General features: G+C 55.0%; 27 protein-coding genes. 16 read left to right on the top strand and 11 right to left on the bottom strand.

Annotated features, from left to right (window positions below; all coding sequences use genetic code 11):
- Nucleotides 1-4: 4 nt before the first annotated feature.
- From sctR to sctW, 8 genes are read right to left on the bottom strand one after another with little or no spacing between them, the layout of a single operon-like run.
- Nucleotides 5-658 carry a type III secretion system export apparatus subunit SctR gene (sctR, locus tag O1Q74_RS10565; protein ID WP_010681683.1) on the bottom strand — a complete coding sequence of 218 codons (654 nt, stop codon included), beginning with the start codon at nt 656-658 and terminating at the stop codon, nt 5-7.
- Nucleotides 655-1,881, bottom strand: a complete 1,227-nt coding sequence (gene sctQ / locus O1Q74_RS10560) for a type III secretion system cytoplasmic ring protein SctQ (RefSeq protein WP_271872811.1) — start codon at nt 1,879-1,881, stop codon at nt 655-657. Before sctQ ends, sctR begins: the two co-directional genes overlap by 4 nt.
- On the bottom strand, nt 1,878-2,411 hold the full coding sequence (locus O1Q74_RS10555) for a type III secretion system HrpP C-terminal domain-containing protein (RefSeq protein ID WP_271872809.1): 534 nt from the start codon (nt 2,409-2,411) through the stop codon (nt 1,878-1,880). Before O1Q74_RS10555 ends, sctQ begins: the two co-directional genes overlap by 4 nt.
- The gene (locus tag O1Q74_RS10550) at nt 2,408-2,845 is read right to left on the bottom strand and encodes a type III secretion protein (protein ID WP_271872807.1); all 438 of its coding nucleotides are present in this window, start codon (nt 2,843-2,845) and stop codon (nt 2,408-2,410) included. Before O1Q74_RS10550 ends, O1Q74_RS10555 begins: the two co-directional genes overlap by 4 nt.
- Nucleotides 2,835-4,202: a type III secretion system ATPase SctN gene (sctN, locus tag O1Q74_RS10545; protein ID WP_271872803.1), complete on the bottom strand. Its 1,368-nt coding sequence runs from the start codon at nt 4,200-4,202 to the stop codon at nt 2,835-2,837. Before sctN ends, O1Q74_RS10550 begins: the two co-directional genes overlap by 11 nt.
- A complete protein-coding gene (locus O1Q74_RS10540) occupies nt 4,202-5,131 on the bottom strand; it encodes an FHA domain-containing protein (protein WP_271872800.1) in 930 nt (309 codons plus the stop codon). The genes sctN and O1Q74_RS10540 overlap by 1 nt, the downstream gene beginning before the upstream one ends.
- 9 nt (nt 5,132-5,140) lie before the next feature.
- Nucleotides 5,141-7,243, bottom strand: a complete 2,103-nt coding sequence (gene sctV / locus O1Q74_RS10535) for a type III secretion system export apparatus subunit SctV (protein ID WP_271872797.1) — start codon at nt 7,241-7,243, stop codon at nt 5,141-5,143.
- Entirely contained in the window at nt 7,240-8,430 is a 1,191-nt protein-coding gene (gene sctW, locus O1Q74_RS10530; protein ID WP_271872794.1) for a type III secretion system gatekeeper subunit SctW, read from the bottom strand. Before sctW ends, sctV begins: the two co-directional genes overlap by 4 nt.
- Nucleotides 8,431-8,758: 328 nt before the next feature.
- Here sctW and O1Q74_RS10525 point away from each other — a divergent pair, with 328 nt between their 5' ends.
- The 4 genes from O1Q74_RS10525 (at nt 8,759) to O1Q74_RS10510 (ending at nt 13,114) form a co-directional block, all read left to right on the top strand.
- Nucleotides 8,759-9,304: an RNA polymerase sigma factor gene (locus tag O1Q74_RS10525; protein WP_271872792.1), complete on the top strand. Its 546-nt coding sequence runs from the start codon at nt 8,759-8,761 to the stop codon at nt 9,302-9,304.
- A gap of 241 nt (nt 9,305-9,545) precedes the next feature.
- A complete protein-coding gene (locus tag O1Q74_RS10520; RefSeq protein ID WP_271872791.1) occupies nt 9,546-11,015 on the top strand; it encodes a PAS domain-containing sensor histidine kinase in 1,470 nt (489 codons plus the stop codon).
- A 33-nt stretch (nt 11,016-11,048) separates the two neighbouring features.
- On the top strand, nt 11,049-11,690 hold the full coding sequence (locus tag O1Q74_RS10515) for a response regulator transcription factor (RefSeq protein WP_271872790.1): 642 nt from the start codon (nt 11,049-11,051) through the stop codon (nt 11,688-11,690).
- A 371-nt stretch (nt 11,691-12,061) separates the two neighbouring features.
- Nucleotides 12,062-13,114, top strand: a complete 1,053-nt coding sequence (locus O1Q74_RS10510) for a sigma 54-interacting transcriptional regulator (RefSeq protein ID WP_271872789.1) — start codon at nt 12,062-12,064, stop codon at nt 13,112-13,114.
- Between the two features lie 113 nt (nt 13,115-13,227).
- Here O1Q74_RS10510 and O1Q74_RS10505 read toward each other — a convergent pair whose 3' ends face one another.
- Nucleotides 13,228-14,808: an EAL domain-containing protein gene (locus tag O1Q74_RS10505; RefSeq protein ID WP_271872788.1), complete on the bottom strand. Its 1,581-nt coding sequence runs from the start codon at nt 14,806-14,808 to the stop codon at nt 13,228-13,230.
- Nucleotides 14,809-15,153: 345 nt separating this feature from the next.
- Here O1Q74_RS10505 and O1Q74_RS10500 point away from each other — a divergent pair, with 345 nt between their 5' ends.
- From O1Q74_RS10500 to O1Q74_RS10445, 12 genes are all read left to right on the top strand, one after another.
- Nucleotides 15,154-15,360, top strand: coding sequence for an Hrp pili protein HrpA (locus tag O1Q74_RS10500; protein ID WP_009112561.1), 207 nt, complete (start codon nt 15,154-15,156; stop codon nt 15,358-15,360).
- Between the two features lie 68 nt (nt 15,361-15,428).
- Nucleotides 15,429-15,800, top strand: coding sequence for an EscI/YscI/HrpB family type III secretion system inner rod protein (locus tag O1Q74_RS10495; RefSeq protein ID WP_271872782.1), 372 nt, complete (start codon nt 15,429-15,431; stop codon nt 15,798-15,800).
- A gap of 6 nt (nt 15,801-15,806) precedes the next feature.
- Nucleotides 15,807-16,559, top strand: a complete 753-nt coding sequence (gene sctJ / locus O1Q74_RS10490) for a type III secretion system inner membrane ring lipoprotein SctJ (protein WP_271872781.1) — start codon at nt 15,807-15,809, stop codon at nt 16,557-16,559.
- An 11-nt stretch (nt 16,560-16,570) separates the two neighbouring features.
- Nucleotides 16,571-17,215, top strand: coding sequence for a type III secretion protein (locus tag O1Q74_RS10485; RefSeq protein WP_271872780.1), 645 nt, complete (start codon nt 16,571-16,573; stop codon nt 17,213-17,215).
- 36 nt (nt 17,216-17,251) lie between these two features.
- On the top strand, nt 17,252-17,851 hold the full coding sequence (sctL, locus tag O1Q74_RS10480; protein WP_271872779.1) for a type III secretion system stator protein SctL: 600 nt from the start codon (nt 17,252-17,254) through the stop codon (nt 17,849-17,851).
- Nucleotides 17,852-17,990: 139 nt separating this feature from the next.
- Complete coding sequence (locus O1Q74_RS10475; RefSeq protein WP_271872778.1) at nt 17,991-18,215, top strand: type III secretion protein HrpF; 225 nt, start codon at nt 17,991-17,993, stop codon at nt 18,213-18,215.
- Nucleotides 18,202-18,636, top strand: a complete 435-nt coding sequence (locus O1Q74_RS10470) for a type III secretion system chaperone (protein WP_271872777.1) — start codon at nt 18,202-18,204, stop codon at nt 18,634-18,636. The genes O1Q74_RS10475 and O1Q74_RS10470 overlap by 14 nt, the downstream gene beginning before the upstream one ends.
- A complete protein-coding gene (sctC, locus tag O1Q74_RS10465) occupies nt 18,629-20,698 on the top strand; it encodes a type III secretion system outer membrane ring subunit SctC (protein ID WP_271872776.1) in 2,070 nt (689 codons plus the stop codon). The genes O1Q74_RS10470 and sctC overlap by 8 nt, the downstream gene beginning before the upstream one ends.
- A 150-nt stretch (nt 20,699-20,848) precedes the next feature.
- Nucleotides 20,849-21,040, top strand: a complete 192-nt coding sequence (gene hrpT / locus O1Q74_RS10460) for an HrpT family type III secretion system protein (RefSeq protein WP_271872775.1) — start codon at nt 20,849-20,851, stop codon at nt 21,038-21,040.
- Nucleotides 21,033-21,380: a type III secretion protein gene (locus O1Q74_RS10455; protein WP_271872773.1), complete on the top strand. Its 348-nt coding sequence runs from the start codon at nt 21,033-21,035 to the stop codon at nt 21,378-21,380. The genes hrpT and O1Q74_RS10455 overlap by 8 nt, the downstream gene beginning before the upstream one ends.
- A gap of 145 nt (nt 21,381-21,525) precedes the next feature.
- The gene (locus O1Q74_RS10450) at nt 21,526-22,596 is read left to right on the top strand and encodes a type III secretion protein HrpN (protein WP_271872771.1); all 1,071 of its coding nucleotides are present in this window, start codon (nt 21,526-21,528) and stop codon (nt 22,594-22,596) included.
- A 462-nt stretch (nt 22,597-23,058) separates the two neighbouring features.
- Nucleotides 23,059-23,613: a hypothetical protein gene (locus O1Q74_RS10445; RefSeq protein ID WP_271872770.1), complete on the top strand. Its 555-nt coding sequence runs from the start codon at nt 23,059-23,061 to the stop codon at nt 23,611-23,613.
- Here O1Q74_RS10445 and O1Q74_RS10440 read toward each other — a convergent pair.
- Both O1Q74_RS10440 and O1Q74_RS10435 read right to left on the bottom strand, forming a co-directional pair.
- Nucleotides 23,533-23,856 carry a DNA-binding protein gene (locus tag O1Q74_RS10440; RefSeq protein WP_225084774.1) on the bottom strand — a complete coding sequence of 108 codons (324 nt, stop codon included), beginning with the start codon at nt 23,854-23,856 and terminating at the stop codon, nt 23,533-23,535. The two genes, O1Q74_RS10445 and O1Q74_RS10440, sit on opposite strands and share 81 nt — an antisense overlap.
- A gap of 1 nt (nt 23,857) precedes the next feature.
- Nucleotides 23,858-25,342, bottom strand: a complete 1,485-nt coding sequence (locus tag O1Q74_RS10435; RefSeq protein ID WP_271872766.1) for a pectate lyase — start codon at nt 25,340-25,342, stop codon at nt 23,858-23,860.
- Between the last annotated feature and the right edge of the window lie 45 nt (nt 25,343-25,387).

Raw genomic sequence — 25,387 nt, 5'->3', positions numbered from 1 at the left:
GGCCTCACAGGTAGCTGTAGAACAAGCCGTCCAGCAGTCGCGTCCAGCCGTTAACCAGCACGAACAGCAACAGCTTTAACGGCAGCGAGAGTGTCATCGGCGCGACCATCTGCATCCCCAGCGCCAGCAGCACGTTCGAGACGATGAGGTCGATGACGATAAACGGGATATAGATCAGGAAGCCGATTTTGAACCCGGCCTGTAGCTCCGACAGCACGAACGCCGGAATTACCAGCAGCAGATTTTGCGTATTCACCTTTTCGGATAGCGACGCAGGCCACATTTGCAGGCTGTTTTCATGCAGATGAGTGAGGATATCCGGGTCAACGTTGCGTGACATAAAGGTTTGCAGTGGCTCCAGGCCGTAGGTCACGCTGGCCTGAAGCGAGGTGATGTCGGTCATATCCAGCGGCTTTTCCTGCACGCGTTTGCTGATGTCCTGAAACACCGGCGCCATGACAAACAGCGTTGCTGCGAGTGCGATCCCATACAGCGCCATATTGGGCGGCACCTGCTGTACCCCGATGGCATTTCGGGTAATCAGCAGCACAATCGCAATCTTCAGAAAGCAGGTGCAGACAATCATCATTAGCGGGATCAGGGAGAGTGCGCCCAGAAAGAGCGCAAACATCAATGGGTCGAACGCGCCGGAGGTCATGGTGCCAGCTCCGGTTCGGCGGCGTATTCTTCATCCGCCATCGGCAAACGTTGTGTTGGTTCGGAAAAACGTGTTGATTCGGAAAAATGTGTGGGTACGGAAAAACGCTCAGTAATTTGTAACCCTAGCTTTCCTTCCACATCAACCAAATCGCCGTTCGCCAAGGCGATGTCTCCGTGATACAGCCAGGCTTGCCCTGGCACCACATCGCGCAGCGTCAACACGCTGCCGCTGGCAAGGTGTTGCAATTCTGTTAGCGTCATCGTCAGGCTACCGCAGCGAAAGTGTAAGGTGACGGGCAGCGGCGGTAAATCTTCGGTGACAGCGTCACTTTCTGGCATGAATTCAAACGCTGAGGCATCTGAATGTGGATCGGTTAGCATTGTGTCGGTGGCGGACGAGGGCATTGAGACTGTCTCCATGTCGGTAACAATAAAAGTGTAGGGGGCGTGCTCTGTGAGCTGTAGCCTGCCGTGCAGGTGTAGCGTGCCGAATGACAACGTTCCCTCGCCAGAAGGGAAAAACCAAGGTCGGTTCGGCAGAATCAGATCGCCAGTCTGGAGTCGCTGTAGTGCATGTAGCGGCAGCACGACGTCAGCCAGCGTGAGAGGAATAGCAATAGCCATTCCCGTAGGGAGTGCACGGCGTTGGCGTTGCCAATCCGCCCGAGAAAATAGCGTCAGCCAGACGGCGTCAGTGGCCCGCATCCGAGTGCGCACGGTCATGTCGTTCCAGCTCACGCTGAGCCAGGCGCAGAGCGCGGAATCATCATCGTGCTGTTGTGCTGAATCCGATGCTTTCGGGGCATGTTTTCTCTGGGGAGATACTTTCTGAGTCATGTCCTGCGGATAAATCTCCCCGAAGAGCGCCCGCAGCACGGGGTTGAGTGACTGGTTGTAGAGCGTCCAGTACCATGCCTGTGACGCGTCATCGTCTTCTTCTGTAAGCGGCAAAAGCGGGCAGTCCGACAGCAGGCTGAGCACAGGAAACGGTTCGGTCAGTGAGAAAGAACCGGCATCGCTACGCCAGTCGTGTGTCTGCGTCGAGCACGATACTTCTTTCAGCTCGTATTCATTCGCCAATGTAAATTGCAGACGACCAACGTGCCCGTCGCGGGTAAATGGCAGCGCTACCCCGGCGGCCAGTGCCGATCGGATACGGGCGTGCTGTACGCGCAGGGTTGGCAGCGTTAGCGGTCTGATGTGCTGTCGATTCGATTTCATCGTTCATAGTCTCTGGCGTCAAAACGCAGGTTTATCGGGCAGTCCAGCGCGGTGGCGATTGAACGGCGGCAGGCTTCACGCCGATCTTTTAACTGGTGGTAGCTTTCTCTGCCGAAGCGCAGAGAAATATCCCAGCCACGCGGCACCAGCGTGGCTAAACGCGCATCGATGTTGCCCAACTGCGGCAATTGCAGACTGAAGGAAAACGGTGGGGCACAGAGGTTGTCCATCGCCTCAATCAGCTCATATTGCAGTGGCTGCCACTGTGACGGCGTCACATATTGTGGGTTGTCTGGCACCTCGCTCTGCAACGGCGACGGGGCATTGATGGGCCCGCTCGGCGCTAAAGCGACAGGTGCATCCTGATAAAACGCCTCTTCGAAGCCGTCAGAAAACGTGAAGGCCTCCCAGAAATCCATGTGTTGTGGATCGGGTTGTGAGTCCTCTGCGCGTGAGGATTTGCCGTGCTGCACGGCCTGCGCGTTCTGCGTCGCCTTAGATTCGGATGACGCAATCTGTCGGTTATTCATACGTGCTCCTGAGGTAACGTAAGCAGATATTCCAATTTTTCCACCGCTTTCTGGCATTGGCGGGTGACATCGCGGGCGCTATCAACCTGACGCTGCTGGTCGCGGTGCTGCTGCTGTGTGGCCTGCACCTGCTGCATTTCTGTTGCGATCTCACCGAGTAAGCGCTGTTCGGTGGCAAGGTGCTTTTTCAGATTTTCCAGCGTATGGGATTGCCCCTGGGTTTCTCGGGCAAACTGGTCGCGCTGCGTTTGGCTGGCCTGTTGCAGCGTATCGACCTGTTGCTGATGATGACGCTGCTGTTGCGCAATTCGGATCAACTGCTGTTCTTCTTGCCGTTGTTGACGTTCGCTACGGCTTAAGCGCTGACGGCGTATCGGCATCAGCAGGTTCAACACGGCCTGTAACTCGGTATCGCGTTCGGTGTTATGGGGCATAGCGGCTGACTCCGGCGAGCTGTTGTTGAATCACGCCATAAGGCATCGGCTCACGCATCGACTGACGTAGAAATTGCGTGATTTCTGCATGGGCGTTGACGGCGGAATCTGTTAGCACGTCATGACCGGGTTGGTATTCGCCGAGGCGAATCAGCATCTCGACCTGCTTGTAGGCTGCCATCAGACGTCGCACGCCGCCGGCGTGGCGGGTATGATCGGTATCCACGACGTTGCTCATGGTGCGGCTCAGGCTGGCCAGCACGTCGATAGCCGGATAGTGTCCCTGTTCCGCCAGCCGCCGGGCGAGCACGATGTGCCCGTCAATCAGCGAACGTACCTCGTCGGCGACGGGGTCGTTCATGGAATCCTGCTCGATCAGAACGGAATAGAGCGCGGTAATGGCGCCGTCTTCTGTTTGTCCGGCGCGTTCAACCAGACGCGGCAGTAACGTATAGACTGACGGCGGCAGCCCGCCACGCCCCTGCGGTTCGCCAAGCGCCAGACCGATTTCGCGCTGAGCGCGGGCAAAACGTGTCAGGGAATCAATAATCAGCAGCACCTGACGGCCTTCGGCTCGGTAAGCCTCGGCGATGGCGGTGGCGGTGAACGCTGCGCGGGCGCGTTCCATGCTGCTGCGATCGGAGGTGGAGCACACCAGCACGGTGCGGCTGCGCAGTTCGTCGTCCAGTTCGTGATCGAGAAATTCGCGCAGTTCGCGACCACGTTCGCCAATCAACCCAAAAACGATGGCGTCGCATGGCGTATTACGCGCCAGCTCGGCCAGCAGCGTGGTTTTACCGCAGCCCGCACCGGCGAAAATGCCGACGCGTTGCCCCTGACCGATGGTCAGCAGGCCATCGACGGCGCGTAATCCGGTGGGGAGCGGCTGGCTGATGCGAGGTCGGGAGGTCGGCGGTGGGGCGTCGCCCAGTACCGGCTGTGTGCGGCCAGTGGCATGACCGGGTTCGACAAATGCACTCTCACCGCCGTCCTCTAGCGCCCGACCAAACCCGTCCAGCACGCTGCCCAGCAACCGTTCCGACACCTGAATACAATGCGGCTGATACAGCGGCGTTACGGTGGCCCCCTGTGCGATACCGTCCAGCGCCCCTAGCGCGGAGAGAAAGGTATTGTCTGGGCTAAACCCTACCACTTCGGCCATCATCTGGCTGTTGTCCTGACGGGCAACCCAACACAGGTCGCCAATGCGTGCCTGTGGCAGGCTGCACTCCAGCAAAATGCCGCTAACGGCCATGATGCGGCCTTTTTTCTCCACGGGCGCATAGCGTGCCAGATGTTGGCGCTTACGGGCGACCCACTGGTCGAGTAGCGGAAAAGAAGAAGCTTGTGTCTGCATTACCAGTTCACCGTTATTTGTTGTCTGCCGCTGAATTCAATCTGGTGCTCATCAATCCTCACCAGACGCAGGTTGTCGATCTCATCACCGATGAAAAAGCGCTGACCGTCCGCCGTGACGACGTTGGCACGGGATCCGCTGGTTACCTGAACGATCTGAAACGGTAGTTGTTCCGTTTTCAGTTGCGTTCGGTTATCCACGGACAACGCGGTTCTGTAACGTTGGTGGAGTTGGACGAGCATCCGTTCCAGTTTTTTTTGCTCGTCCGGCGTTAATTGCCCGGTGAGTGTGAGGCGATCCTGATACGCCGCCACTTTCACCGTCGCGCTCAATTCCCGTTCCTGCAACATGATGCGCAGCGTGCTTTCCAACTGCGGCAGGGTGCTGAGGGGTTTACGGGTATCCTGCGGCGGCGGAGCCGCAGGCATTGCGACGCTCTCTTGCAACTGCCAACTGCCGACCATCACTAACAGCAACGTGCCAAGCAGCAGGTAGCTGGCTTTAGCCCACAGCGGCAGGCGTGGCGCGGAAGTGGGTATCGGTGGGGTGAGAGGAACCGACGACGCATCGTTGGTCACTTCTGCTGGGTGAACCTCCTCCTCCAGTATTGGCGCTGGCTCGTTTTCATCAGGCCACGGGGTTTCGGCCGCGACAAGGCAGAGCCAAATCTGCCCCAGCGCAAACGGCGTACCGGGCTGTAGCGTTTCAATCTGTTCGACGGTATGGCCTTCCGCATTACACAAGGCACCCTCTTGTGCGCTGAGCGCCCAGCCGTCAGCGGTCTTCTCCAACTGGCTGTGATAAGGCGCGATGCCGGGATCGTAGAGTACGAGATCGGCATCATCGGCTGCACCGATGCGCCAGGCGTTGCCACAGAGCGGCAGTGCTGCTCCGCGATGTAAACCAGTCAACACGCGTAACTCAAACATGGTGTATTCCTATGCGCTAAAGGGGTCAGGGGAGTCGTAAAGATCAAAGCGTCCGATGACGTTGATCGACAGGGTGGATTCCAGCTCGGTGAAGGACAGCACGGGGACGTGGTGAAATTCGTCCTGTAACAGCGTTCGCAGCGGGCTGCGTAAATCCTGTGCGACCAGCACCAGACGGCGATGCTGTGAGAACGGAGGAAAGGCCTGCCGTAGCTGGCCGAGCAGCGTTGAGGCGTAGTCTTGCGTCAGGGCGAAGAAGGTTTCGTTCTGCGTCTGGCGCAGCGCGTCGCGCAGCAACTCTTCGCTTTCTGGCGTCAACAGCCAGACGGCGAGACTGTTTTCATCGCTGTACTGGTGGCAGATTTGTGATTTGAGCGCCAGACGCACGTAATCGGTCAGCGCCAGCGTGTCGCGTTCATGCTGGCCGATTTCAATCAGCGCCTCGGCGATAGGGCGCACGGACCGCAGAGGCACGCGTTCGGAAGCCAGCCGTTGCAGCACGCTGGCAAAGCGCGAGAGCGGCATGATGCGCTGTAGCTCCTGCGCTAATTCCGGCTGTTCGCTTTCCAGCCAGGCCAGAATGGATTTGGTTTCCTGCAAGCCGATGAACTGTGAACCGGTACGATGAATGGCTTGTTCCATACGTGCCAAAATCAGCTCATCCGCCGTCCAGCGCGGCACGTCGTCGGACTGCTGCGCGGCATGCGCCAGCGGCAACCAAAGCCATTGACTTTCATCCCGCAATATGTGCCCCGGTGTGGCAAGGGCGGCATCGGCCTGTTGGACGGCACCGCTGGCAACGGCCAACTGGTCGGTAACCAACGTGGCTTTCACGTAGGGAATTTCATACACGCAAAACTGAAACTCATCCTCTGCCAGCCGATCGCTGAATTCGATATCAAATGACGGCAGGGTAAAACCAAAACGATAAACCAGCCTGTTTCGCAAGCGACGGATATTTTGTACCAGCACCGTCGCAGTCGGCTGCCCCTGCCAGACCGGATGAAACAGCAGTAAATAGGCGCGCGTGGGGTTGAAACGCCGCAGATCCTGATAGCCGTTCTGTTCGGCAGGCATGTTGTCCGCTTCCGACTGGCTGGCATCCAACTGACCCTGCTGTTTGATGCGCCAGAGTTGAAACAGACCGCTGCCGAGTGATGCCAGACTGATGGCGACAAACACCAGCGTCGGCATTCCCGGCAGCAGCGCAAAACCAAACATGCCGATGGAGGCGATGATCCACGCTTTGGGCTGGCTGGTGAGCTGTTCCGCAATTTCACGACCAATATTGGCATCCACTTTTTGACCATCAGCCGAGACGCGGGTGATGATCATCCCGGCGGTCAGCGATATCAGCAGCGCTGGGATCTGAGCGATCAGCCCGTCGCCGATGGTCAATACTGAGTAGACATGCATGGCATCGGAAGCCGCCATGTTGTGCTGTAACACACCGATGGCGAAACCACCGATCATGTTGATGAACACGATCACCAGCGACGCAATCGCATCGCCTTTGACGAACTTCATCGCGCCGTCCATCGCCCCGAACAGTTGACTCTCTTTGGCCAGATTCTCGCGCCGCTGCCGTGCCTGATGGGCTTCGATCAGCCCGGCACGCAGATCGCTGTCGATGGACATCTGTTTACCGGGCATCGCATCCAGCGTGAAGCGTGCCGCCACTTCTGCCACACGTTCGGAGCCTTTAGTGATCACCAGAAAATTCACCACTGTCAGAATCAGGAAGATAACCAGACCAACCGCCAGATTCCCGCCCACCACATAGTTCCCGAAGGCTTCAACGATATGACCGCCGTCCTGCTGGAGCAGGATTTGACGCGTGGTGGAAATCGAGATCGCCAGCCGGAACATGGTGGTTAACAGCAGCACCGCCGGAAACGTCGAGAAGGCCAGCGGCTTAGGCAGATACATCGCGAGTACGATCAGCAAGGAGGACGCGCAGATGTTGAGTGCGATAAGCACATCGATCAGGCTGGTAGGCAGCGGGATGATCATCATGAAGACGATAGACATCACGATCACCGCGCCAACGACCTCCGATCGCTGCATTGCACTCAGTGCAATACGGTTCAGCCAGGTAATCAGCAGATTCATGACGACTCCTTATCCGAGTCGTGTGTGGCTTGTTTGTGCGACGCTGAGGTATTGCGCTGTGTGCTTTTAGCCTGTTGTTTTTCGTATTGGGCGATATCGCCAATCATGCCACGTATCAGTTGGATCGCCGTTTGCCGATTTTTACTGTCTCGCCACAGCGGATGCGGCAGGTCACTGACGAGCGGCAGTAGGGCGCTGAAAAACATCGCCTGGTGCTGAATCTGCGTCCCCGCGACTTCCCGACCGAGATTATGCAGATCGCGGGCATAGGCACCGTTGGCGCTCAGGCCAATCAGACGACGGGTCAGTTCCACGGCGCCGAGCGTAAAGGCGGGTACTTTACCCGCCAGCCGCGTGAGCAGCGTCTGGCTGGATGACAGCGTATGACTTAGATGGCGGGAATCGTTGAGGTTGCTCAGCATTTTGCTGAGAACGGCTTTCGAGATCGAGGGCGTCAGCGAGGCGATATCCGCCGCCAGCGCCCGCTGCAACGTGCGCAGACCAATGGAAAACGTCGCGGCGTCAAAGCGTTCCAGCAAGGAATCCAGCAGTGCGCTGGCCGACTGCTGATGCACAATCTTCTGGTAGTACAGCTCGCGCATCGCCTGTTTTTGTTCCGGCTGGGTGCTGAACAGCGCAATGGCCGTTGCCGTATTCAAACCGGCACGGACTTCTGGCCCTTTTTCCTGATGCAACTGCTCTAGCGCATGCTCTGCCGCGGCGGCTAGTTCTGGCTGCTGGGCGGATTGTTGCTGAATGTGGCGCAGCAGGATATCGCCGCGCGCCGGATCGTTGCCTGCGGCTTCCAGCACCGCTTCAAGAGACGGCGAGCCTTTCTGCATCAGCAGATCGCGCATGCGGCTCAGTTGCTGGTCGAGCGTACTTTGCGACGGATTTTCCAGCATTCGGAACAGTTCCGTCAGTTTCTCAATTCGTTCGACATTGGCGTTAGCGCGCGCCTCCGGTTGCTGAGCGATTTGACGCCGGTTCAGCGATTTGCTGCGTCGTTCGGCCTGCTCGCCAAACGTCATCGCCACTTCTTCCATTGAGCTAGATAGTGGTGCCTCTGGAGACGCGTGGTGCGAACTGGTCTGCTGTACTGTTGCCTGTGGCATAGAATCGTCATCCACGACGACAGGGCGTGGCAGGGTGTTGCTAGAGGGAAGGACGGTCGGCATTTTGATCATGATGTCATCCTGAATAAATCGGTTACGTGTCGTGGTATGGACGTGCAGCGCTATGAATGTATTGCTATGTGGAAATAGAAAAGAATGGGTTCCCCAGTATGAAGTCATCGGAGCAGGCTGAATTTGATGGCGGATTGGATTAAATGTCGTTTTACTGATTGCAATAACTTGCAATTTCGTGCTGTGGACGTTGGCAAAAAATGGCACGATAAAAGGCAGGTTTAAAAATAAAATATTAAAAAATCATAGAGATAAAAATAATTCCGGGCTGGCACAAGGCTTGCTCTTCCGTTTTTGCCAATAGGGCACAACAACGGAGAGTCAGCAAATGGAAATGTCTACCCTGAAACACATCGAACAGACCCCTTCGCTTTACCCGGCGCTCGCTGTCGATTGGGAACAAGTGTTTCGTCAACACGGAAAGAAATTGCATAACTTTATCCGCAAACGTGTCAGCAACCATGACGACGTTGAGGATTTGCAGCAAATGACCTATCTGGAAGTGCTTAAACACCAGGATAAATTTGCGGGAGCGTCGCGGCCAGAGACATGGGTATTCGGTATTGCCCTCAATTTGGTGCGCAACTATTTCAAGCAGGCACGACAGCGCGCGCAGGAAATGGGTGATGAGATGCTGGAACATATCGCGATAGAACTCGATCCCGGCGCTATCACCGAAAATCAGCGGGCATTGAAACGCGCAATGGATGCCATTGTTTCACTACCTGAAGAGACCCGCCAGATGCTGATGCAGTTACTGGATACCGATGCCAGCTATCAGGATCTCGCGCTCCAGTTGGAGATCCCCATCGGTACGGTGCGGTCACGGCTGTCGCGTGCCCGGGGTGTGATCCGTCAGGCCGTTGAATCCTGACGGCATTTCACGGGACGAAAGGACATGTCTGCACCCACCGTTTTTCACTGACTGATGTGGTAACCGCCTTGTTCAAGGTGACGGTTACCGCTCAGTGAATGGGTCGCACGCCGTGATATCAGGTCGCATTATGCCGTTACAGGGTTTCCTGTCCATCTTCTGGAATGTTGAGACGCCGTATCGCGCTACCTGCTCGGCGGGTGGCCGCACAAGTGTCTTAATTCAAAATAAGGAGATGGTAATGATGTTCACCCAACCTTTTCGTTCCGATGAAAAAACCAAGGCTCCCGAACTGGAACTGGTTGACTTTGCGTTCAGCCGTATCAAGGACGCGATTTATATCGTCAATGAAGATCAGCGTTTTTGTTATGTCAATGAGGCTGCCAGCCAGACGCTGGGCTACAGCATTACGGAATTCATGCATCTGAGCATTGTCGATATCGACCCGTTCTGGGTTGCCGAACATAATTCCTCCGACTGGTTGCAGGCGTATGAAGTGGGCGTTGGCACCACGTTTGAAACGTTACACCTCACCCGCTACGGCATGACCATACCCGTCGAGGTCAATCTCACACATTTCCAACACAGAGGACGTAGTTACAGCATGTGTGTCGTCAGAGATATCAGGGAACGTAAACATATTGAACAGTTGGCCTATGCGCGAGAGCAGGAGTTTCGCGCGCTGGTTGAGAACACGCCGGATTTGATAATCCGCTTCGATCCCAATCTGAATTGCCTGTACGCCAATCCCGCCAGTTTGAAACATTTGGATTTCACCGTAGAGCAACTTCGTGGTCGCATGATTACGGAGCTGATGCCCGGTGTAGGGTGTGCTATTCGCATGGAACAACTGGTGCAGCAGGTGGTGGATACCCGTAACAGCGCGGAAGGCGAAGTCATGGAGTCGCGGGGGCGGGGCGACCAGCGTCATCAGAGTATTCACCACATTCGCTGCGTGCCGGAATTTGACCAGCATGGCGCACTGGTGTCGATTCTGACCGTAGGACGGGATATTACCGCCATTCGTTATGCAGAGAAAAAGCTGGTCGATTCTCATATGCAACTGCGCTTGCTGGCGCGCCAGCGTGAGATTTCACGTGAAGAGGAACGTAAGCATATCGCTCAGGAGATTCACGATGAGCTGGGGCAACACCTGACCACGATCCGCATGAGTTTGTCGCTAATGCGCATGTGTTTTGCCAAAGATAACCCTGATATGCAGACACATTTGCAAAAGCTGATGCAGTTAGCCGACCAGACGATTCAGGTGGTGCGTAACGTATCGACCCGGCTGCGACCGAATGTATTGAATATGGGGCTCACGCCCGCGCTGGAATGGCTGTGCGACGAATTTAACCGGCACTACAGCGCAACCTGTTTGTTGCGCACGCTGGGGGAACCGTTGGCGCTCAATGATGAAGGCACCACGGCGGCCTTCCGCGTCACGCAGGAGTCATTGACTAACGTGGCGCGCTACGCCGCGGCCACGCAGGTGCTCATCACGTTGGATAACCAGCCGGATTGCGTGGTGTTGTGCATCAAAGACAACGGGAAAGGATTTGATGCTCAAACAAAAAATAAAAATGCTTTCGGGCTCATGAGCATGAAGGAACGGGGGCGCATGTTGGGAGGCGAGGTCATCATTGAAAGTACGCCCGGGAAAGGCACGCTGGTGCAGTTAACGTTTCCTAAAAATAGCTATATCCGCTAACGGCGAGACAGGAACAAAAGGAAGAAATGAGCGATGAGCAAATCAATACGTTTAATGATCGCAGACGATCACGTCATCATGCGTGAGGGACTCAAGCAGATCTTTGCGCTGGATGATTCGCTGAGCGTCGTTGCCGAAGCGGGAAACGGGGCGCAGGTGTTGGCGCAGTTGCGCAGCGTGATGCCCGATTTACTGTTGCTCGATATGTCGATGCCTGGTATCAGCGGTGAAGCGTTGATTTCGCGCGTGGTAGCACAGTATCCGCGTCTGCCGATTCTGGTGCTGAGCATGTATAGCGAGGCGCAAATTGCGCAACATGCGCTGAAGAGCGGTGCCAGAGGTTACATCACCAAAGATAAAGACCCAGAAGCGCTGCTGTCGGCGATCCGACGCGTGGCGCAGGGCGCTCGCTATATCGACCACACGATTGCCGAGCAGTTGGTGTTTTCCAGCTACACGGAGGGCGGCAGAGCCGAGCACGATGTTTTGACGGCCAGGGAGCACCAAATCATGATTATGTTTGCGCAAGGGATGGGTATTAACGCTATTGCCAATGAGTTAGTCATCAGCAACAAAACGGTTAGTACCCACAAGGCGCGTCTGATGGAAAAAATGCAGTTCAGTACCAATGTGGAGATTGTTAAGTATGTCGTTAGCAAGAAACTCATTCCCTAGTAATGGGAGTCGGCTGTACGGAAACTAATAGATAAAAGGGGTTCAACAGTCTGTGAACCCCTTTGCTGATGCTTACACTTTCCTGACGATATATTTTCATTTTCCTGCGTGTTGTGTGAGCAATTAATTGGCTGTTTTTACTTGATATTGTTGTTTTTTTGTAGGTATTTCCCTACAAATCCCTCTGGAATTCCTACCTGATGTTCAGCGATGCCTGATGGTTTCATTATTCAATGGCGGTAATGCTTGTCACCGTTCCACTTGGGATACGTCGGTGTGCGTTATGCGGAGAAACGGCACGGAGATATGTGGTGGGGCATTCCCTGTTATGGAAGGCAATCAGTTAGCCCATTGGGCTTCAGGAGTAGTCAATGAATAATTATTACCGTCAGGACAGACAGCACTATTCTTCTCTGGTGCATTCTTCACAAGAGCATTCATCACCCGATAAGGCGTCATCACCAGACGATTCCCCGCCGTCGCCGGGAGCGTCCTCGTCTACAGTTGATGATATTCACTCATCGCTGTCGCCAATCATCAATGTCATTGCTCCGCTTAATGTCGATATCGTGCTTGAAGGTGAAACCGGTACGGGGAAAGACACGCTGGCGAATCGCATTCATCGGCTTTCCCGATGCAGCGGCCCTCTGGTGGCGGTGAACTGCGCCGCTGTGCCGGAAAATCTGGCTGAAAGTGAATTATTCGGTGTGGTTTCTGGCGCTTATACCGGCGCTAATCGCTCCCGCGCCGGATATCTGGAAAGTGCTGATAAAGGGATTCTGTTTCTGGATGAGATCGACAGTATGCCCATGACGCTGCAAGCCAAGATGCTGCGCGTGCTGGAAAGTCGCGGTGTAAAGCGGTTAGGGAGTACCCAATTCACGCCTGTAGATATGCGTGTGATTGTGGCGACGCAAACGCCGCTGCTGCAACTGGTGGAAAAAGGGCTGTTTCGCCGCGATCTCTATTTCCGTCTTGATACGGTAAAAATTCAGCTACCGACGTTGCGCTCTCGCAGCGATCTTATTCTGCCGCTGTTTCAGCGTTTTAGTCAGGAAGCAGCAGTACGCCTGAAAATGAAACTGTCGCCGATGACGGCGGAAATTTATGAACAACTGCTGACCTACAGTTGGCCGGGCAACATCCGCGAGCTGAAAGCGGCAGCGGATCGCTGGGCGCTGGGCCTGTCGCCTTTGGCTGAAGTTCAGCCGCTGTTGCATTCTCATCCTTTGCAACTCAAAGATCGGCTAAAACGGATCGAAAAATTTCTGATTCAGGATGCACTGCGCCGCCACGATCACTGCATTGATGATGTGATTGTAGAGCTTGGGATCCCCAAACGGACGCTTTATCATCGCCTGAAAGTGCTGAACGTGACGGCGCAAGAAATGTGCGCAGGGGGCGGGGAAGTCTGTCAGGCATGAGGGCCGAATACCGGTCATGTACCGGCTGGGAGACAGTGGTCAGTGCTGGCAGACCTGCTTTTGACAGCAGGTCTGCGTTCAGGTTGCACCTTTTCTATTTATACCGTCTCTCGCTACACCGCTTCTATCGGCGGGCACGGATAGTTGTGGATATCCGGTAGATCGTGCAGCGGCACTGCCTTACTGAAATACCATCCTTGAATAATTGCCGAAGGGCATTGTTGCAGGATGTAGGCGGCTTGTTCGCGAGTCTCTACCCCTTCGATAATCACCGGGACGTCTAGTGTTTTGATGAGGGTAAATAACAGACCTGCCATGGCGGCATTAACTGTGTCTGTGCCAATAGCACCGACAAAAATCTTGTCGATTTTGACCATATCGAACGGTAAGTGGCTCAGATAGTCGAGATTGGAATAGCCTGTACCGAAATCATCGAGCGCGACCTTATAGCCCGAGCGCCGTAAGGCCTCAAGGCCGTCTGCCAACGTCTTATGCGAGGTACTCGATCGCTCGGTGAGTTCCAGCATGATGCGCGTTTTATCGATTGCCAATTCGTCACACATTTGCTGTAGGAAACGATGATAATCGGGCGAAATAATGTCGGAGACGGACAAATTAATGCTAAGCAGAAAGGGGGTGTCCTGAGTGAGATACGGCTGCATGTCATGCAGCGCCTGACGCGTAATGATGCGGGTGAGTTCGGCTGAATAGCCCATGTTTTCAGCGATACTGATAAAAATCTCTGGCGAGATGTTGTCACCACTCTCATTCTTCCAGCGAGCCAGCGCTTCTACGCCAATAATCGTGCGCTGTGGCAGGCTGATCAGCGGCTGGTAATGGACATGCAGCCGTTGATGTTTGATCGCGCGTTTTAGCTGTGATGGCAACGTCTGATGCCGATCGTCATAAAACTGATAGGACAGGGTAAAACTGGCACCGGTGAGCGCACCGACAAAAAACAAGGCCGTGATGATATACCACGGGCGATGCAGAATACCCGCAGAATTTAACTGCGCCAGTACGCAGATATCTCGGTTTGGCATGCAGAAAAATGACTGGCGTTTTCCCATGGTCAGCCATGCGTTACTCTCCTGCCGTGTCTGCCTGAATGTTGACAGGTCGATATTGCCAAAGGTCTGATAGACATGGCCCAGATTGCGCGTTATCAGCATTGCGTTGTATCCGGCTGGCGGATGCATGAAACGGTGAAATGCGGCGGCGGCGGTGATCGTGACAACACCGTTGAGGCTTGCCATATCAGCGGTAATACGTGGATCAACCACGTCTTTCATTGCAGTCCACAGTTGTACGCCCTCGGGCGTCGTCAGGTTCGGTGGCAGCAGATAAATCGGTGGGTTGAGGATACCCCAACCCGCGGAACAGATGAGATAGTTATCTTTGATACGCCCGATATCGCGCAGATACACGGAGTAAAAGGAGATCAGGCGTAACTCTTTCAGATCGGCGGTGGAACAGGGGGCGTTGTTCAGCGTCAGTACCCGGTTGATGGTCTCCCGACCTTCATTCGCGACGGCGATGCCCTGTTCGAGCACCTCCTGGCTATACTGCTGCAACTGTGTTTGTTCTAGCCTGGCTAAAATGCCTTGCCCAATAAATAGCGCCAGCAACGCGCTGGCAAGCGAAATCAAAACAAGTCTGAACCACAATCCGGTGTTGGTAGTTAAGTTGGGCATAGCGACCATCTGACAGCGTGACGAGAATAGTACGGCATGGGTTCAGATATTGCATCCTTGCCAGTGACACAGGGTAAAACATTCCTGCAAATCGGAAACAACTTACGATCTTTCAGTAAGGTAATAACGCTTTTTATTATTCTAAAAGAAAATCTATGATAACTAACGGCTGGAAACACAGCGAAAACCAGGCTAGTTCTTCCTCTTGAATGACCATTGCTGAAAGAATTTCCTTTCTACGGGAACTCACTGACCTGCTCTCCCACTTAATGAATGAACAAGATGACTGTATGTACAGCATGACAGTTCACTACCGTAAACATTCATCATATTTGGAGATATATCATGGCTTTAGGACTTTCTCAGGTTGCATCTCAGGCGGCTTCTCAGACTCTGGATACCGCGATGGCCGGTTCTCTGACGCGTGCAGCAGGCGCCCAGGCACAGAAAATTGCGCTGGATACGGAAAACTCCATTCTGGATGGTCAGATGGATTCCGCGTCCAAATCACTGAACTCCGGGCAGAAAGCGGCGAAAGCTATCCAGTTCTGATCGTGAGTGAACGAGCCGGAGCTTTGCTCCGGCTTTATTTTTATCCCGTCCGCGATGGAACCTACACCATGAAAATCAATCACGCCACTACGCTGTCTCAGTCGGAGGATGCGCCGCTGGCGGACAACGGTATGTCTTTTTCCTTCTCTGCCACTAATCAGGATGTTTCCTGGTTTAGCGCAGCACTGTCGTCGTCACCACTGACGGCAGAAAGCGGTAATAGCCAGTGGCTGGGCGCGCTGGCGGAAAAATCTCAGGGGTTGAACGGCGTCTTTAAATCCGCCGAACGCGATGTCAGCCAGTCGATGCGCTCCAATAATCCCAAGGATGTGCTGGATGCAACTCGTACGCTGTCATCGTTCTATCTGGAAAGTCTGCTGAGCGCCAAACTGGTGGCGAAAAGTGTGCAAAGTCTGGAAAAACTCACCAACTTACAGTAGCGGCCTATGAAAATCGATAAGCGAGTGTTTCTTCTGCTGATCGGGCTATTGGCTGGCTGCGGCGAGCCGATTGAGCTGAATCGCGGGCTGTCGGAGAACGATGCCAACGAAGCGATTTCGATGCTCGGTCGCTATCAGATCGGCGCGGAGAAACGGGTGGACAAAACTGGCGTCACGCTGGTGATCGATGCAAAAAACATGGAACGTGCCGTCAATATTCTCAATGCGGCGGGTTTACCGAAGCAATCGCGTACCAATCTGGGCGAGGTTTTTCAGAAAAGCGGCGTGATCTCGACGCCGTTGGAAGAGCGCGCCCGCTACATCTATGCCTTATCACAGGAAGTGGAGGCGACGCTGGCGCAGATTGACGGTGTGCTGGTCGCGCGGGTACATGTGGTGTTGCCCGAGCGTATTGCCCCCGGCGAACCCGTGCAACCGGCTTCGGCGGCGGTGTTTATTAAATATCGTGCCGAACTGGAACCTGACGGGATGGAACCACGCATTCGCCGCATGGTGGCCAGCAGTATCCCTGGCCTGTCCGGTAAGGATGATAAAGAGCTGGCGATTGTCTTTGTTCCGGCCGAACCGTATCAGGACACGATCCCCGTTGTCACGCTGGGGCCGTTTACGCTCACACCGGATGAGATGCGGCGCTGGCAGTGGAGCGCTGGATTGTTCGGCCTGCTACTGGCCGGACTATTAGGCTGGCGCGTTGGCACGCCTTACCTGCTGAAGTGGCAGCAGAAAAAAGCGGGGTGATTGTCGTCATAATGATAATACAAGCGCAAAGTACAGGGCGTGAGTCGGGTGACGACACTGCGCTGGCATGGTTGACCTGGTGGGTAAAGGACTGCCTGTTACAGGCCGATCCCAGTTGGTGGCGCGGGAAGGTTAGGCTGCCGGAGTCACCGCAGCGTCATGACTGGTTGCATGTGAATGCAACACAGCTTCATCGCCATTTTTCTCTGCCGCAGCGACTGCCGCCGGATCCGCTTGCTTCACTGATGCAAATAGGAGCGTTGGATACCATGCAGCGGGAAACGGTATTGCGCCTGATGGTGCGGGTTTGTCAGCCCACACGTAACCTGGATCGCGCTGATGCCGAGGGCATCTGGTGCGAGCGGTTGGCAAAGGCGCTACGGCCGGGCTTATGGCTACCGGCAACGATCACCTTTTCTGCGTCATCTTCCGCATCATCACTGCCGATGTCCTCTGCAATCGGCTATCAGGATGCGTTGCTGCTGCTGCGCATTCGCTATGGTGAAGCGTGCTGGCCGCATCTGCGGCTGCTTTTCCCACGTGATGCGTACCGCGACGGGGAGAATCAGTGTCATATCCCGACGATGTCAGTGCCCGCAGCCAGACTCAATGCGTTGTGCGATGCCCTGATCTGGAAAGCGTCGGCACCCACATAACCTTCCCATTTCTATTCATTTTGCTAAGGACGCAGCATGCTGACGACGAAGACGTTTGTGACATTACCCGGTGCCAGTCGCGATGAGACGGTGATTATTCCGGCTGAGCGGGTTGCGGCACATCGGCGTAGCCGAACACTCTGGGAAGAGGCCACTGCGCAAGCCGAGACGATCGTGGCACAGGCGCACGATCGTGCCCGAACGCTATGCACGCAGGCGGTAGAAGAAGCGGAGGCGGAATTCTGGCAGCAGGCAAACTCGCTACTTCAGGGCATTCGGCAAGATCGAATACATCTGGAGAAGATCGTGATTACGCAAGCCGGGCAACTGCTGCGCGATGCATTGGCGCAGTTACTGGATAAGACGCCTGCGCCGTCGCGCCATCACGCTTTACTGCGGCAGTTGCTAAAGCAACAGCAGGGCGAAAGTCGGGGAACGCTGTACTGCCATCCCACTCAGCTTGCCGATGTACAGAACTGGCTGGATGCGCATGCGCATCTGGAATGGCGACTTGTTAGTGATGAGGCGCTGGATAGTGATGCAATGAAGCTGATAACGGCGCACGGTGTGATGTCGCTGAGCTGGCGTCAGGCGGTAAAACAGCTCATGCCGCCGGGATATCCTGCCGCGATGTGACTTGCCGCTGACAAAATTGCTACTGACAAGGGGAACTGCACGCCGGGGTTAACCACTCACTATCAGGTCAATGACCAATCTTGAGATCAACGATCAAAACCTGTGTTGTGAGGAAACTACCTTATGAGGAGAGTGTGCGATGTCCCTTAATCCAATCCAGCGTCGTCTTGACGCGCACTTGGTCGATTCGCAAAAAAAACTGGATGATATTGCGCTGAATGTTGCGGAAGGCGGCGCGAGCCAAGCGGATAGTTACGCCTTTTTTGAAGCCAGTATGGATTATTCCAATGCCAGTTGGGCTGTAGGGCAGTTGTTGAGTGTTAAACACGGTCTGGCAAAGGCCATCATCAATGACTTCAACTGAGTTGGCCGCGATGCTGGAGCGTTGGCTAAACGGCGGGACGTCGACGCTGAAGCTGGAGATAGACGGTGGCGCGGTGGCGATGGTGCGGCAGCCATCGGGTGTGGCGTGCAGTGCGGCCATTCCGCTGCGCGCCACGCCCGATGACTCGATGCTGGCACGAGCATTGCACTTGGCCGATGCCGCCCACGCCCAGTTTAAGGATGACACCGCCATTCTGTCGCTCTCACCGCAGGATGAACAATTCTGGTTATGGATGTGGCCCGATGCTGATGATGTCATGCAGCTCTGCCGCAGCCTGGAAACCTTACTGAATCAACGGGACGTCTGGCTGAGTCTGCTCGTGCCACGTGCGAAGGTGCCCGTTTCCGCCCCACTGAATTTGAACACGCTGGCTTTTTTGCAAGGAGAACGACATGCGTAAGGGACTGAAGCGTAATCGGTCGTATAGTATTTTGCTGGCGGTCTATCGCTGGTTTTGCTGGGCGGTGGTGCTGATCGGGATTATCCCTGTGAACGGGATGATTTCGCTGGCGAATGCCGCCACGCCAGCCGACTGGAATAAGGGCGCGTATGCGTATTCCGCCGAAAAAACACCGTTATCTGCGATTCTGACAGATTTTGCCAACAGCCACGGTGTGGATTTGGTGCTGGGCAATATCGCTGACAATGAGGTGACGGCGAAAATTCGGGCGGAAACCCCCGCGCTGTTTCTCGACAGACTGGCACTGGAGCACCGCTTTCAGTGGTTTGTCTATAACAACGCACTCTATGTCAGCCCGCAGGATGAGCAGGCATCGGTGCGCCTGGAGATTTCTCCGGATGCGGCACCCGATATCAAACAGGCACTCAGCGGTATCGGGCTGCTTGATGCGCGCTTCGGCTGGGGGGAATTACCTGAAGAAGGCGTGGTGCTGGTCACCGGTCCGCAGGCGTATATCGATCTGATCCGTAATTTTAGCCAGCAGCGCGAAAAGCAGGACGAACGGCGCAAAGTCATGATTTTTCCGCTGCGCTATGCCTCAGTATCCGACCGGACGCTGCAATATCGCGATCAGAAGGTCACCATTCCCGGCGTCGCGACTATTCTCAATGAGCTGATGGATGGTCAGCGTGCGGCACCGGCGGGGGCCTCGGGGCCGATGCCTGTGCAGCCGGATACGGGTATGGAAGCGATGCGGGACAGTACGCGTTCATTGATGACCCGATTGGCCACCCGTAATAATCCAGGGCGCGGCGGTGAAGCCTCGGAGCGTGTGACGCTCAGCGGCAAGATTTCCGCCGATGTGCGCAATAACGCACTGCTGATTCGGGATGATGAAAAACGTCGTGCGGAGTATCAGCAACTCGTCGAGCACATCGACGTACCGCAGAATCTGGTCAACATTGATGCCATTATTCTGGATGTGGATCGCACCGCCCTGTCGCGGCTGGAAGCGAATTGGCAGGCGCAGCTCGGCAATGTGAGCGCGGGCAGCACTATGATGATGGGGCGAAGCACCCTGTTTGTCAGTGATTTCAAACGCTTCTTCGCCGATATTCAGGCGCTGGAGGGGGAAGGAACAGCCTCGATTGTCGCCAACCCTTCCGTGCTGACGCTGGAAAATCAGCCTGCGATTGTCGATTTCAGCCGGACGGCGTTCATCACGGCGACGGGCGAACGTGTTGCGGACATTCAACCGGTGACCGCTGGTACCAGCCTACAGGTGACGCCGCGTGTGGTTGGCGAAGGAACACAGCGTAGCATCCAACTGGTTATCGATATTGAAGACGGGCAAGTGGAGACGGGACGTGAAGGGGAAGCATCAGGCGTAAAACGGGGCACCGTCAGCACCCAGGCGTTGATTGGTGAGAACCGCGCGCTAGTGTTAGGGGGGTTCCACGTTGAGGAGAGCGGTGACCGCGATCGTCGTATTCCGATCCTCGGGGATATTCCGTTGCTGGGGAAACTGTTTACCTCGACGCGTCATGAAGTCTCCCGTCGTGAACGCCTGTTTATCCTGACGCCACATCTTGTTGGCGACCAAATCGATCCCACCCGCTATGTTTCCTCCGCCAATCGCCAGCAGTTGAACGGGGCGATGAACCGCATCGCGCAGCGCAACGGAAAAACAGACCTCTATAGCCTGATTGAAGGCGCATTTCGCGATCTCGCCAGCCGTCAACTTCCTGCCGGGTTTCAGACCGGCAGGAACGGCGCGCGATTGGGCGAGGTGTGCCGCTCGCAGTCGGGTCTGATCTACGACAGTTCGCGTTATCAGTGGTACGACAACGGGCAGGTGCGCCTGACCGTCGGCGTCGTGCGCAATAGTGGAACACAACCGCAGCGTTTTGATGAAGCTGCCTGTGCCAGTAGCCGTACGCTGGCGGTCGCCGTGTGGCCAAAAACGACGCTGGCACCGGGGGAATCCAGCGAAGTGTTTCTGGCATTGCAACCCGCGATCGCGTCTCAATCAGCCCGACGCCCTGTGCTGACATCCCGATAGCGGTCTCATGGGCCGATGACGCCCAGTACCGCTTCCCTCCCAGCGCCCCACTGTGAAAGTGGGGCGCTGGGAGAAACATTCGAGACCACTTGAATCGTTACGTCACCCAACACATCTCGTTCATCGTTCACATTAACCAAGGTCATTCTCATGAACTACAAAGCACTGTCCATCATGCTAATCGCTCTCTTACTCAGCGCCTGCAATGCACCACGGCAGGTCGCCAACTGCGCCTCGGTCACCTGTCGTCCGCAACCAGAAACCCGACAGCTCATCATCTGGTGGCAGCCCGATCTGCGCAGCGGCCCGGCGGATTACAGCAGGGTCAGCGTGGATGAGTGAGCCAGCGGCGGTATTCGACAATCAGCATGATTTTCTTACTGCGCTGGAAACCACGTCGGTGGTCTGCTGGTCAGTTCAGCCAGGCGTCACGCTGTGGTTTACGGCGGTGCCAGCGCGGCAGGCGGTGCTCATCTTAACCCTGGCGCCTGCCAGACATTATCCCGGTATGCTGCGGCAAATTTTACAACGTCGCTTTCTGGAGGCTGACGCGATGCCAGCCTGTAGTCTGAGTCTGGACGAGCAGCAAAATCTGCGGTTACGCCGCACGTTATCCACCGTAAGTGAGTCGGTCGCGGCGATAGATGAACTCTGGCGTTTGGCTGGTCTACCGCCGCGCTGAAGGGTGAAAAAGTCCTGCATTTTCGTCCATAAGACGGGAACCGTTCAGGCAAGAAAATCACTTAATGGGGGAGTGTCACAATCACGCGGGCTAACCGCATATCCATTGGCGCTTTCATAACCCATTTACTCATTGAGGAAACATTATGCTTAATTCTCTTGGTGGCGGTACTTCTCTGCAAATTACGATCAAGGCGGGCGGTAACAGCGGTTTATTTCAATCGCCATCTTCTTCACAAAATGGCGGCTCACCGTCGCAGTCAGCGTTTGGTGGTCAGCGTAGCAATATTGCAGAACAATTGTCCGATATTATGACGACCATGATGTTCATGGGCAGTCTGATGGGGGGCGGCCTGGGTGGTGGGCTCGGTGGTTTGGGCGGCAGCCTGGGGGGATTAGGGGGGGGGTTGCTAGGCGGTGGCCTGGGTGGCGGTTTCGGTAGTAGCCTCGGCAACGGTTTGGGCAGCGCGCTCGGTGGCGGGTTGGGCGGGGCGCTGGGCGTCGGTATGAATGCCATGAATCCATCGGCCATGATGGGCAGCCTGCTGTTTAGCGCACTGGAAGATCTGCTGGGCGGTGGCATGTCACAGCAGGGTGGACTTTTCGGCAATAAACAGCCGACGTCGCCGGAAATTTCTGCCTACACCCAAGGCGTAAACGATGCGCTATCCGCGATTTTGGGCAACGGTCTGAGTCAGATGCAAGGGCAAACTTCACCGCTGCAATTGGGTAACAACGGTCTGCAAGGTTTGAGCGGTGCGGGTGCATTCAATCAACTGGGCAGCACGCTGGGAATGAGCGTTGGGCAAAAAGCCGGTTTGCAGGAGCTGAACAATATCAGCACACACAATGACAGTCCGACTCGTTACTTTGTGGATAAAGAAGATCGGGCGATGGCGAAAGAAATTGGTCAGTTTATGGATCAATATCCTGAAGTCTTCGGCAAGCCAGAATACCAGAAAGATAACTGGCAGACGGCGAAGCAGGATGACAAATCCTGGGCGAAAGCGCTGAGCAAACCGGATGACGACGGCATGACCAAAGGCAGCATGGATAAATTCATGAAGGCTGTCGGCATGATCAAGAGCGCCGTCGCGGGGGACACGGGTAATACTAACCTGAGCGCTCGCGGCAACGGTGGTTCATCTTTGGGAATCGATGCGGCCATGATTGGCGACCGTATCGTCAATATGGGGTTGAAGAAGCTCGCTGATTAAACGAAACACCATCGGGAGCAGGGCGAAAGCACTGCTCCTTGTCATTTGTTTTAATGTGATTATTTCAATTCAAATCAATCAACTTGCGTAGTTTCAATCCCTTTTTTGTATTATCGCGTTTTCACTTCGCTTGTTATCCTTCAGCGCGACTTTTTCTTAACGGGACTGGCGTCAAGGATCACATAGTACGTTTTTATGATGCTATTCCGCTTCGTCAAACCCACCTCCAGTTAGGTAAACACATTGCCTGAGTAAACACATTTGTTGCTAACGTACGAGCCGTTGCCAGCCTGAAGCCACTCACCTGGCTTTTAATCAATAGGTTAATTCACCACTCAACCGTGGGGTATGCCAGCTACTGTTGGCAGTAACGACATAATCCGTTACCGGACACAGTAAGGACGTCAGTCATGACCGAGAAAATCCCTATCCATCCCCCAACGGTTTTAAAGGGAGGGAGAAATGGTTTTTTACTGTGAAGTGGATATCAAAGTGGATATCAAGAGAGGTAAGGATTCACGTTTTATTATCATCAAGCCAGCGCTTACTTCCCAGAGGAAACGTTTGAAAGAGAAATGGATTCTGGGAAAAGTCCTGCTGACGCTGGAAGATATGTACCCTGAAGTCAACACATTAGGCTACGTTCCTGATAGAAAAAACGTTTGCTGGCTCTATAACCTGAATGTTTGTGATATTGAAAAGCAATATCTGGAAGACTCTGACTCCGAGGTTTTTGCCGCACATGTGAAGTATGACGAATATTATACCTTCGATGATTTCTACCAATGTATGACATTCATAAAGCAGACATTTGGTGTGAATGAAAGTCACTTCAAGAAAGAGTGGGAAACACGTTATCCTCAATACGAATCGAGCGCAAAAAAGCCAGCACAGGTTTCCCTGGCTGGCTTTCCCCAGTATGGCATGGTGCACGTATTACCGTTGGCGTACCGCAATAAAGCGATCGGCGATCAGACGGGCGACCCAGAACGAGGTCTGTGCCACGTCGCTATGTAGCCCGTTTTTGGTGTGAATGTCAGCCTGATGCAGAAAATCCTGCTCCAGCGAATCCACAAAGGCGTCGAACTCGAATTCACCCCGTCGCAGCGACCCTGACTGGCTAAGTACGGTATTCAACTGTGCTCTTACCAGATGGATAGCCTGAGTGAAGGCTTCACGTTGAGCCGGCGTAATGTATCCGCCTTGTCGGGCAAGATCCGCCCAGCGAGTAGGGGACTGCGGTGTCATCGTGTTTGGCATTTTAATTCACCTGCAAGTTGGCGGAATTAGGTACTTTGTAGTGATTATTGACGTTCGTCAGGTTGATATTGCTGCCTTTGACGTTCAGCCCTTCACTGTCGCTTTTCACAAACGAGAACTTGCCATTTTCTGCGTCAATGTTGCTCAGATTCAAATTCCAGTTGCCCTGTTGTCCGCCGTTGGTGCGAACAAACGTACCGAAATCTTTCGCTTTGAAATTATCGATGGTCAGGTTGGCATCCGCGTTTAACTGGAAGATCTTATCGGCAGCGCCCTGAGCGCTACTGTTGGTGATTTCCACGTTAGCAGGTTTACCGGTATTGGATTTCACCGTCAGCGCATCTTCACCTACGTTGGTCCAGTGTACGTTATCAATTTTGGCATCGCCCCGAACATGTACGCCATCTGCCGCGTTATCACCAAATACCACGTTTTTCAGTGTTGCACCCGGAGCCAATTCAAATAGCGGTTTCTGGCCTTCAGCCTGGCCACCGTCACCTAACTTGCTACCCGCAGTGAAGGTTTTACCGCCGCCGTCAAAGACTTCGCCGGGGCCGACTTTGATGGTTTCATTTACCACGGTGGCATTACCGCTGGCGGTGGGGAAGGAAACTGGGCCAGCCCCCGAGGTTGAGGTGGTGGCCGATGGCGCAGAATTCCCGCCAACGCCTGCCGGGGCGGCCGTTAGTGGAGCAGATGCTGCGCCGCCGTTACCGCCAACGGGTGAAGACGGCGCTGATGGTGCAGCCGGTGAACCACCACCACCGCCGGAAGATGGCGCAGACGGTGCGGCAGGCGACCCACCACCACCGCCGGATGCAGCCTGCGGCGCACCCACTGACGGCGATCCACCACCTTGAGACTGACCGCTACCTTGCGGCTGGCCGAATTCTCCTTTCTGTGAATCCATCAGATTGCCGATCAGTTCCAGCAGCGCTTTTAACAGATCGTTGCCGCTCAGTTGACCGCCGCCGTCTGCCGTTGGGTTGATGGCATTATCTAATGCGCTGCCAGCAGAATCTTGCAGCAAAGATCGGCTCAGATCTTCTGGATTTTGCGTGCCGCCTGCGCCACCGGTGCCGGATGAACTCGCCAGCGGTGAGGCACCGCTATTGCCGCCTGCCGCACCAGACGAACCGGAAGAGAGTGGGTTTCCCGCTTCCTGCCCGTTTTTATCCGGAATCAGCGCTTCCAACAGTTTCATCAGTATATCGGCAGGGCTGCCGTTTTGCCCTAACGCCGAGCTCCCACCGTTGCCCGCGCCAGTCTGGCCCAGCGGGCTGCCATCGGTCGAGGACGGCGTATTGCCCTGTGCGTTAGGCAAGAGTGCGCTAAGCAGGGTGCCCAGCGCTTCCATAAGCTGGCTATCCTGCTGTGCAGAACGTTGCGATGCGCCGCTATTGCTGCCTGAAAGCGGGGAATTCAGTCCGGTTGATGACAGGCCTGCGCCGGGTTGTATGCTGAGTGTAATTGTCATATCAGCCATAACATCTCCTTGAAAGTGAATAGTGATGGGTCATTAACAGGCTTA

The organism is Pectobacterium sp. A5351 (genome assembly GCF_028335745.1).
GTDB lineage: Bacteria > Pseudomonadota > Gammaproteobacteria > Enterobacterales > Enterobacteriaceae > Pectobacterium.
This window is presented reverse-complemented; position numbering and strand designations above follow the sequence as displayed.

Excerpts from the sequence above, each read along its gene's own strand:
- O1Q74_RS10505 (WP_271872788.1), bottom strand. The coding sequence starts at position 14,808 with ATGCCCAACTTAACTACCAACACCGGATTGTGGTTCAGACTTGTTTTG.
- sctN (WP_271872803.1), bottom strand. The coding sequence starts at position 4,202 with ATGCAGACACAAGCTTCTTCTTTTCCGCTACTCGACCAGTGGGTCGCC.
- O1Q74_RS10485 (WP_271872780.1), top strand. The coding sequence starts at position 16,571 with ATGATAATACAAGCGCAAAGTACAGGGCGTGAGTCGGGTGACGACACT.
- O1Q74_RS10455 (WP_271872773.1), top strand. The coding sequence starts at position 21,033 with ATGAGTGAGCCAGCGGCGGTATTCGACAATCAGCATGATTTTCTTACT.
- hrpT (WP_271872775.1), top strand. The coding sequence starts at position 20,849 with ATGAACTACAAAGCACTGTCCATCATGCTAATCGCTCTCTTACTCAGC.
- O1Q74_RS10495 (WP_271872782.1), top strand. The coding sequence starts at position 15,429 with ATGAAAATCAATCACGCCACTACGCTGTCTCAGTCGGAGGATGCGCCG.
- O1Q74_RS10525 (WP_271872792.1), top strand. The coding sequence starts at position 8,759 with ATGGAAATGTCTACCCTGAAACACATCGAACAGACCCCTTCGCTTTAC.
- sctQ (WP_271872811.1), bottom strand. The coding sequence starts at position 1,881 with ATGAAATCGAATCGACAGCACATCAGACCGCTAACGCTGCCAACCCTG.
- O1Q74_RS10550 (WP_271872807.1), bottom strand. The coding sequence starts at position 2,845 with ATGCCCCATAACACCGAACGCGATACCGAGTTACAGGCCGTGTTGAAC.
- O1Q74_RS10510 (WP_271872789.1), top strand. The coding sequence starts at position 12,062 with ATGAATAATTATTACCGTCAGGACAGACAGCACTATTCTTCTCTGGTG.
- O1Q74_RS10450 (WP_271872771.1), top strand. The coding sequence starts at position 21,526 with ATGCTTAATTCTCTTGGTGGCGGTACTTCTCTGCAAATTACGATCAAG.
- sctC (WP_271872776.1), top strand. The coding sequence starts at position 18,629 with ATGCGTAAGGGACTGAAGCGTAATCGGTCGTATAGTATTTTGCTGGCG.
- O1Q74_RS10500 (WP_009112561.1), top strand. The coding sequence starts at position 15,154 with ATGGCTTTAGGACTTTCTCAGGTTGCATCTCAGGCGGCTTCTCAGACT.
- O1Q74_RS10540 (WP_271872800.1), bottom strand. The coding sequence starts at position 5,131 with ATGTTTGAGTTACGCGTGTTGACTGGTTTACATCGCGGAGCAGCACTG.
- O1Q74_RS10515 (WP_271872790.1), top strand. The coding sequence starts at position 11,049 with ATGAGCAAATCAATACGTTTAATGATCGCAGACGATCACGTCATCATG.
- sctV (WP_271872797.1), bottom strand. The coding sequence starts at position 7,243 with ATGAATCTGCTGATTACCTGGCTGAACCGTATTGCACTGAGTGCAATG.
- O1Q74_RS10555 (WP_271872809.1), bottom strand. The coding sequence starts at position 2,411 with ATGAATAACCGACAGATTGCGTCATCCGAATCTAAGGCGACGCAGAAC.
- sctR (WP_010681683.1), bottom strand. The coding sequence starts at position 658 with ATGACCTCCGGCGCGTTCGACCCATTGATGTTTGCGCTCTTTCTGGGC.
- sctW (WP_271872794.1), bottom strand. The coding sequence starts at position 8,430 with ATGATCAAAATGCCGACCGTCCTTCCCTCTAGCAACACCCTGCCACGC.
- O1Q74_RS10435 (WP_271872766.1), bottom strand. The coding sequence starts at position 25,342 with ATGGCTGATATGACAATTACACTCAGCATACAACCCGGCGCAGGCCTG.
- O1Q74_RS10445 (WP_271872770.1), top strand. The coding sequence starts at position 23,059 with ATGGTTTTTTACTGTGAAGTGGATATCAAAGTGGATATCAAGAGAGGT.
- O1Q74_RS10520 (WP_271872791.1), top strand. The coding sequence starts at position 9,546 with ATGATGTTCACCCAACCTTTTCGTTCCGATGAAAAAACCAAGGCTCCC.
- O1Q74_RS10475 (WP_271872778.1), top strand. The coding sequence starts at position 17,991 with ATGTCCCTTAATCCAATCCAGCGTCGTCTTGACGCGCACTTGGTCGAT.
- sctL (WP_271872779.1), top strand. The coding sequence starts at position 17,252 with ATGCTGACGACGAAGACGTTTGTGACATTACCCGGTGCCAGTCGCGAT.
- sctJ (WP_271872781.1), top strand. The coding sequence starts at position 15,807 with ATGAAAATCGATAAGCGAGTGTTTCTTCTGCTGATCGGGCTATTGGCT.
- O1Q74_RS10470 (WP_271872777.1), top strand. The coding sequence starts at position 18,202 with ATGACTTCAACTGAGTTGGCCGCGATGCTGGAGCGTTGGCTAAACGGC.
- O1Q74_RS10440 (WP_225084774.1), bottom strand. The coding sequence starts at position 23,856 with ATGCCAAACACGATGACACCGCAGTCCCCTACTCGCTGGGCGGATCTT.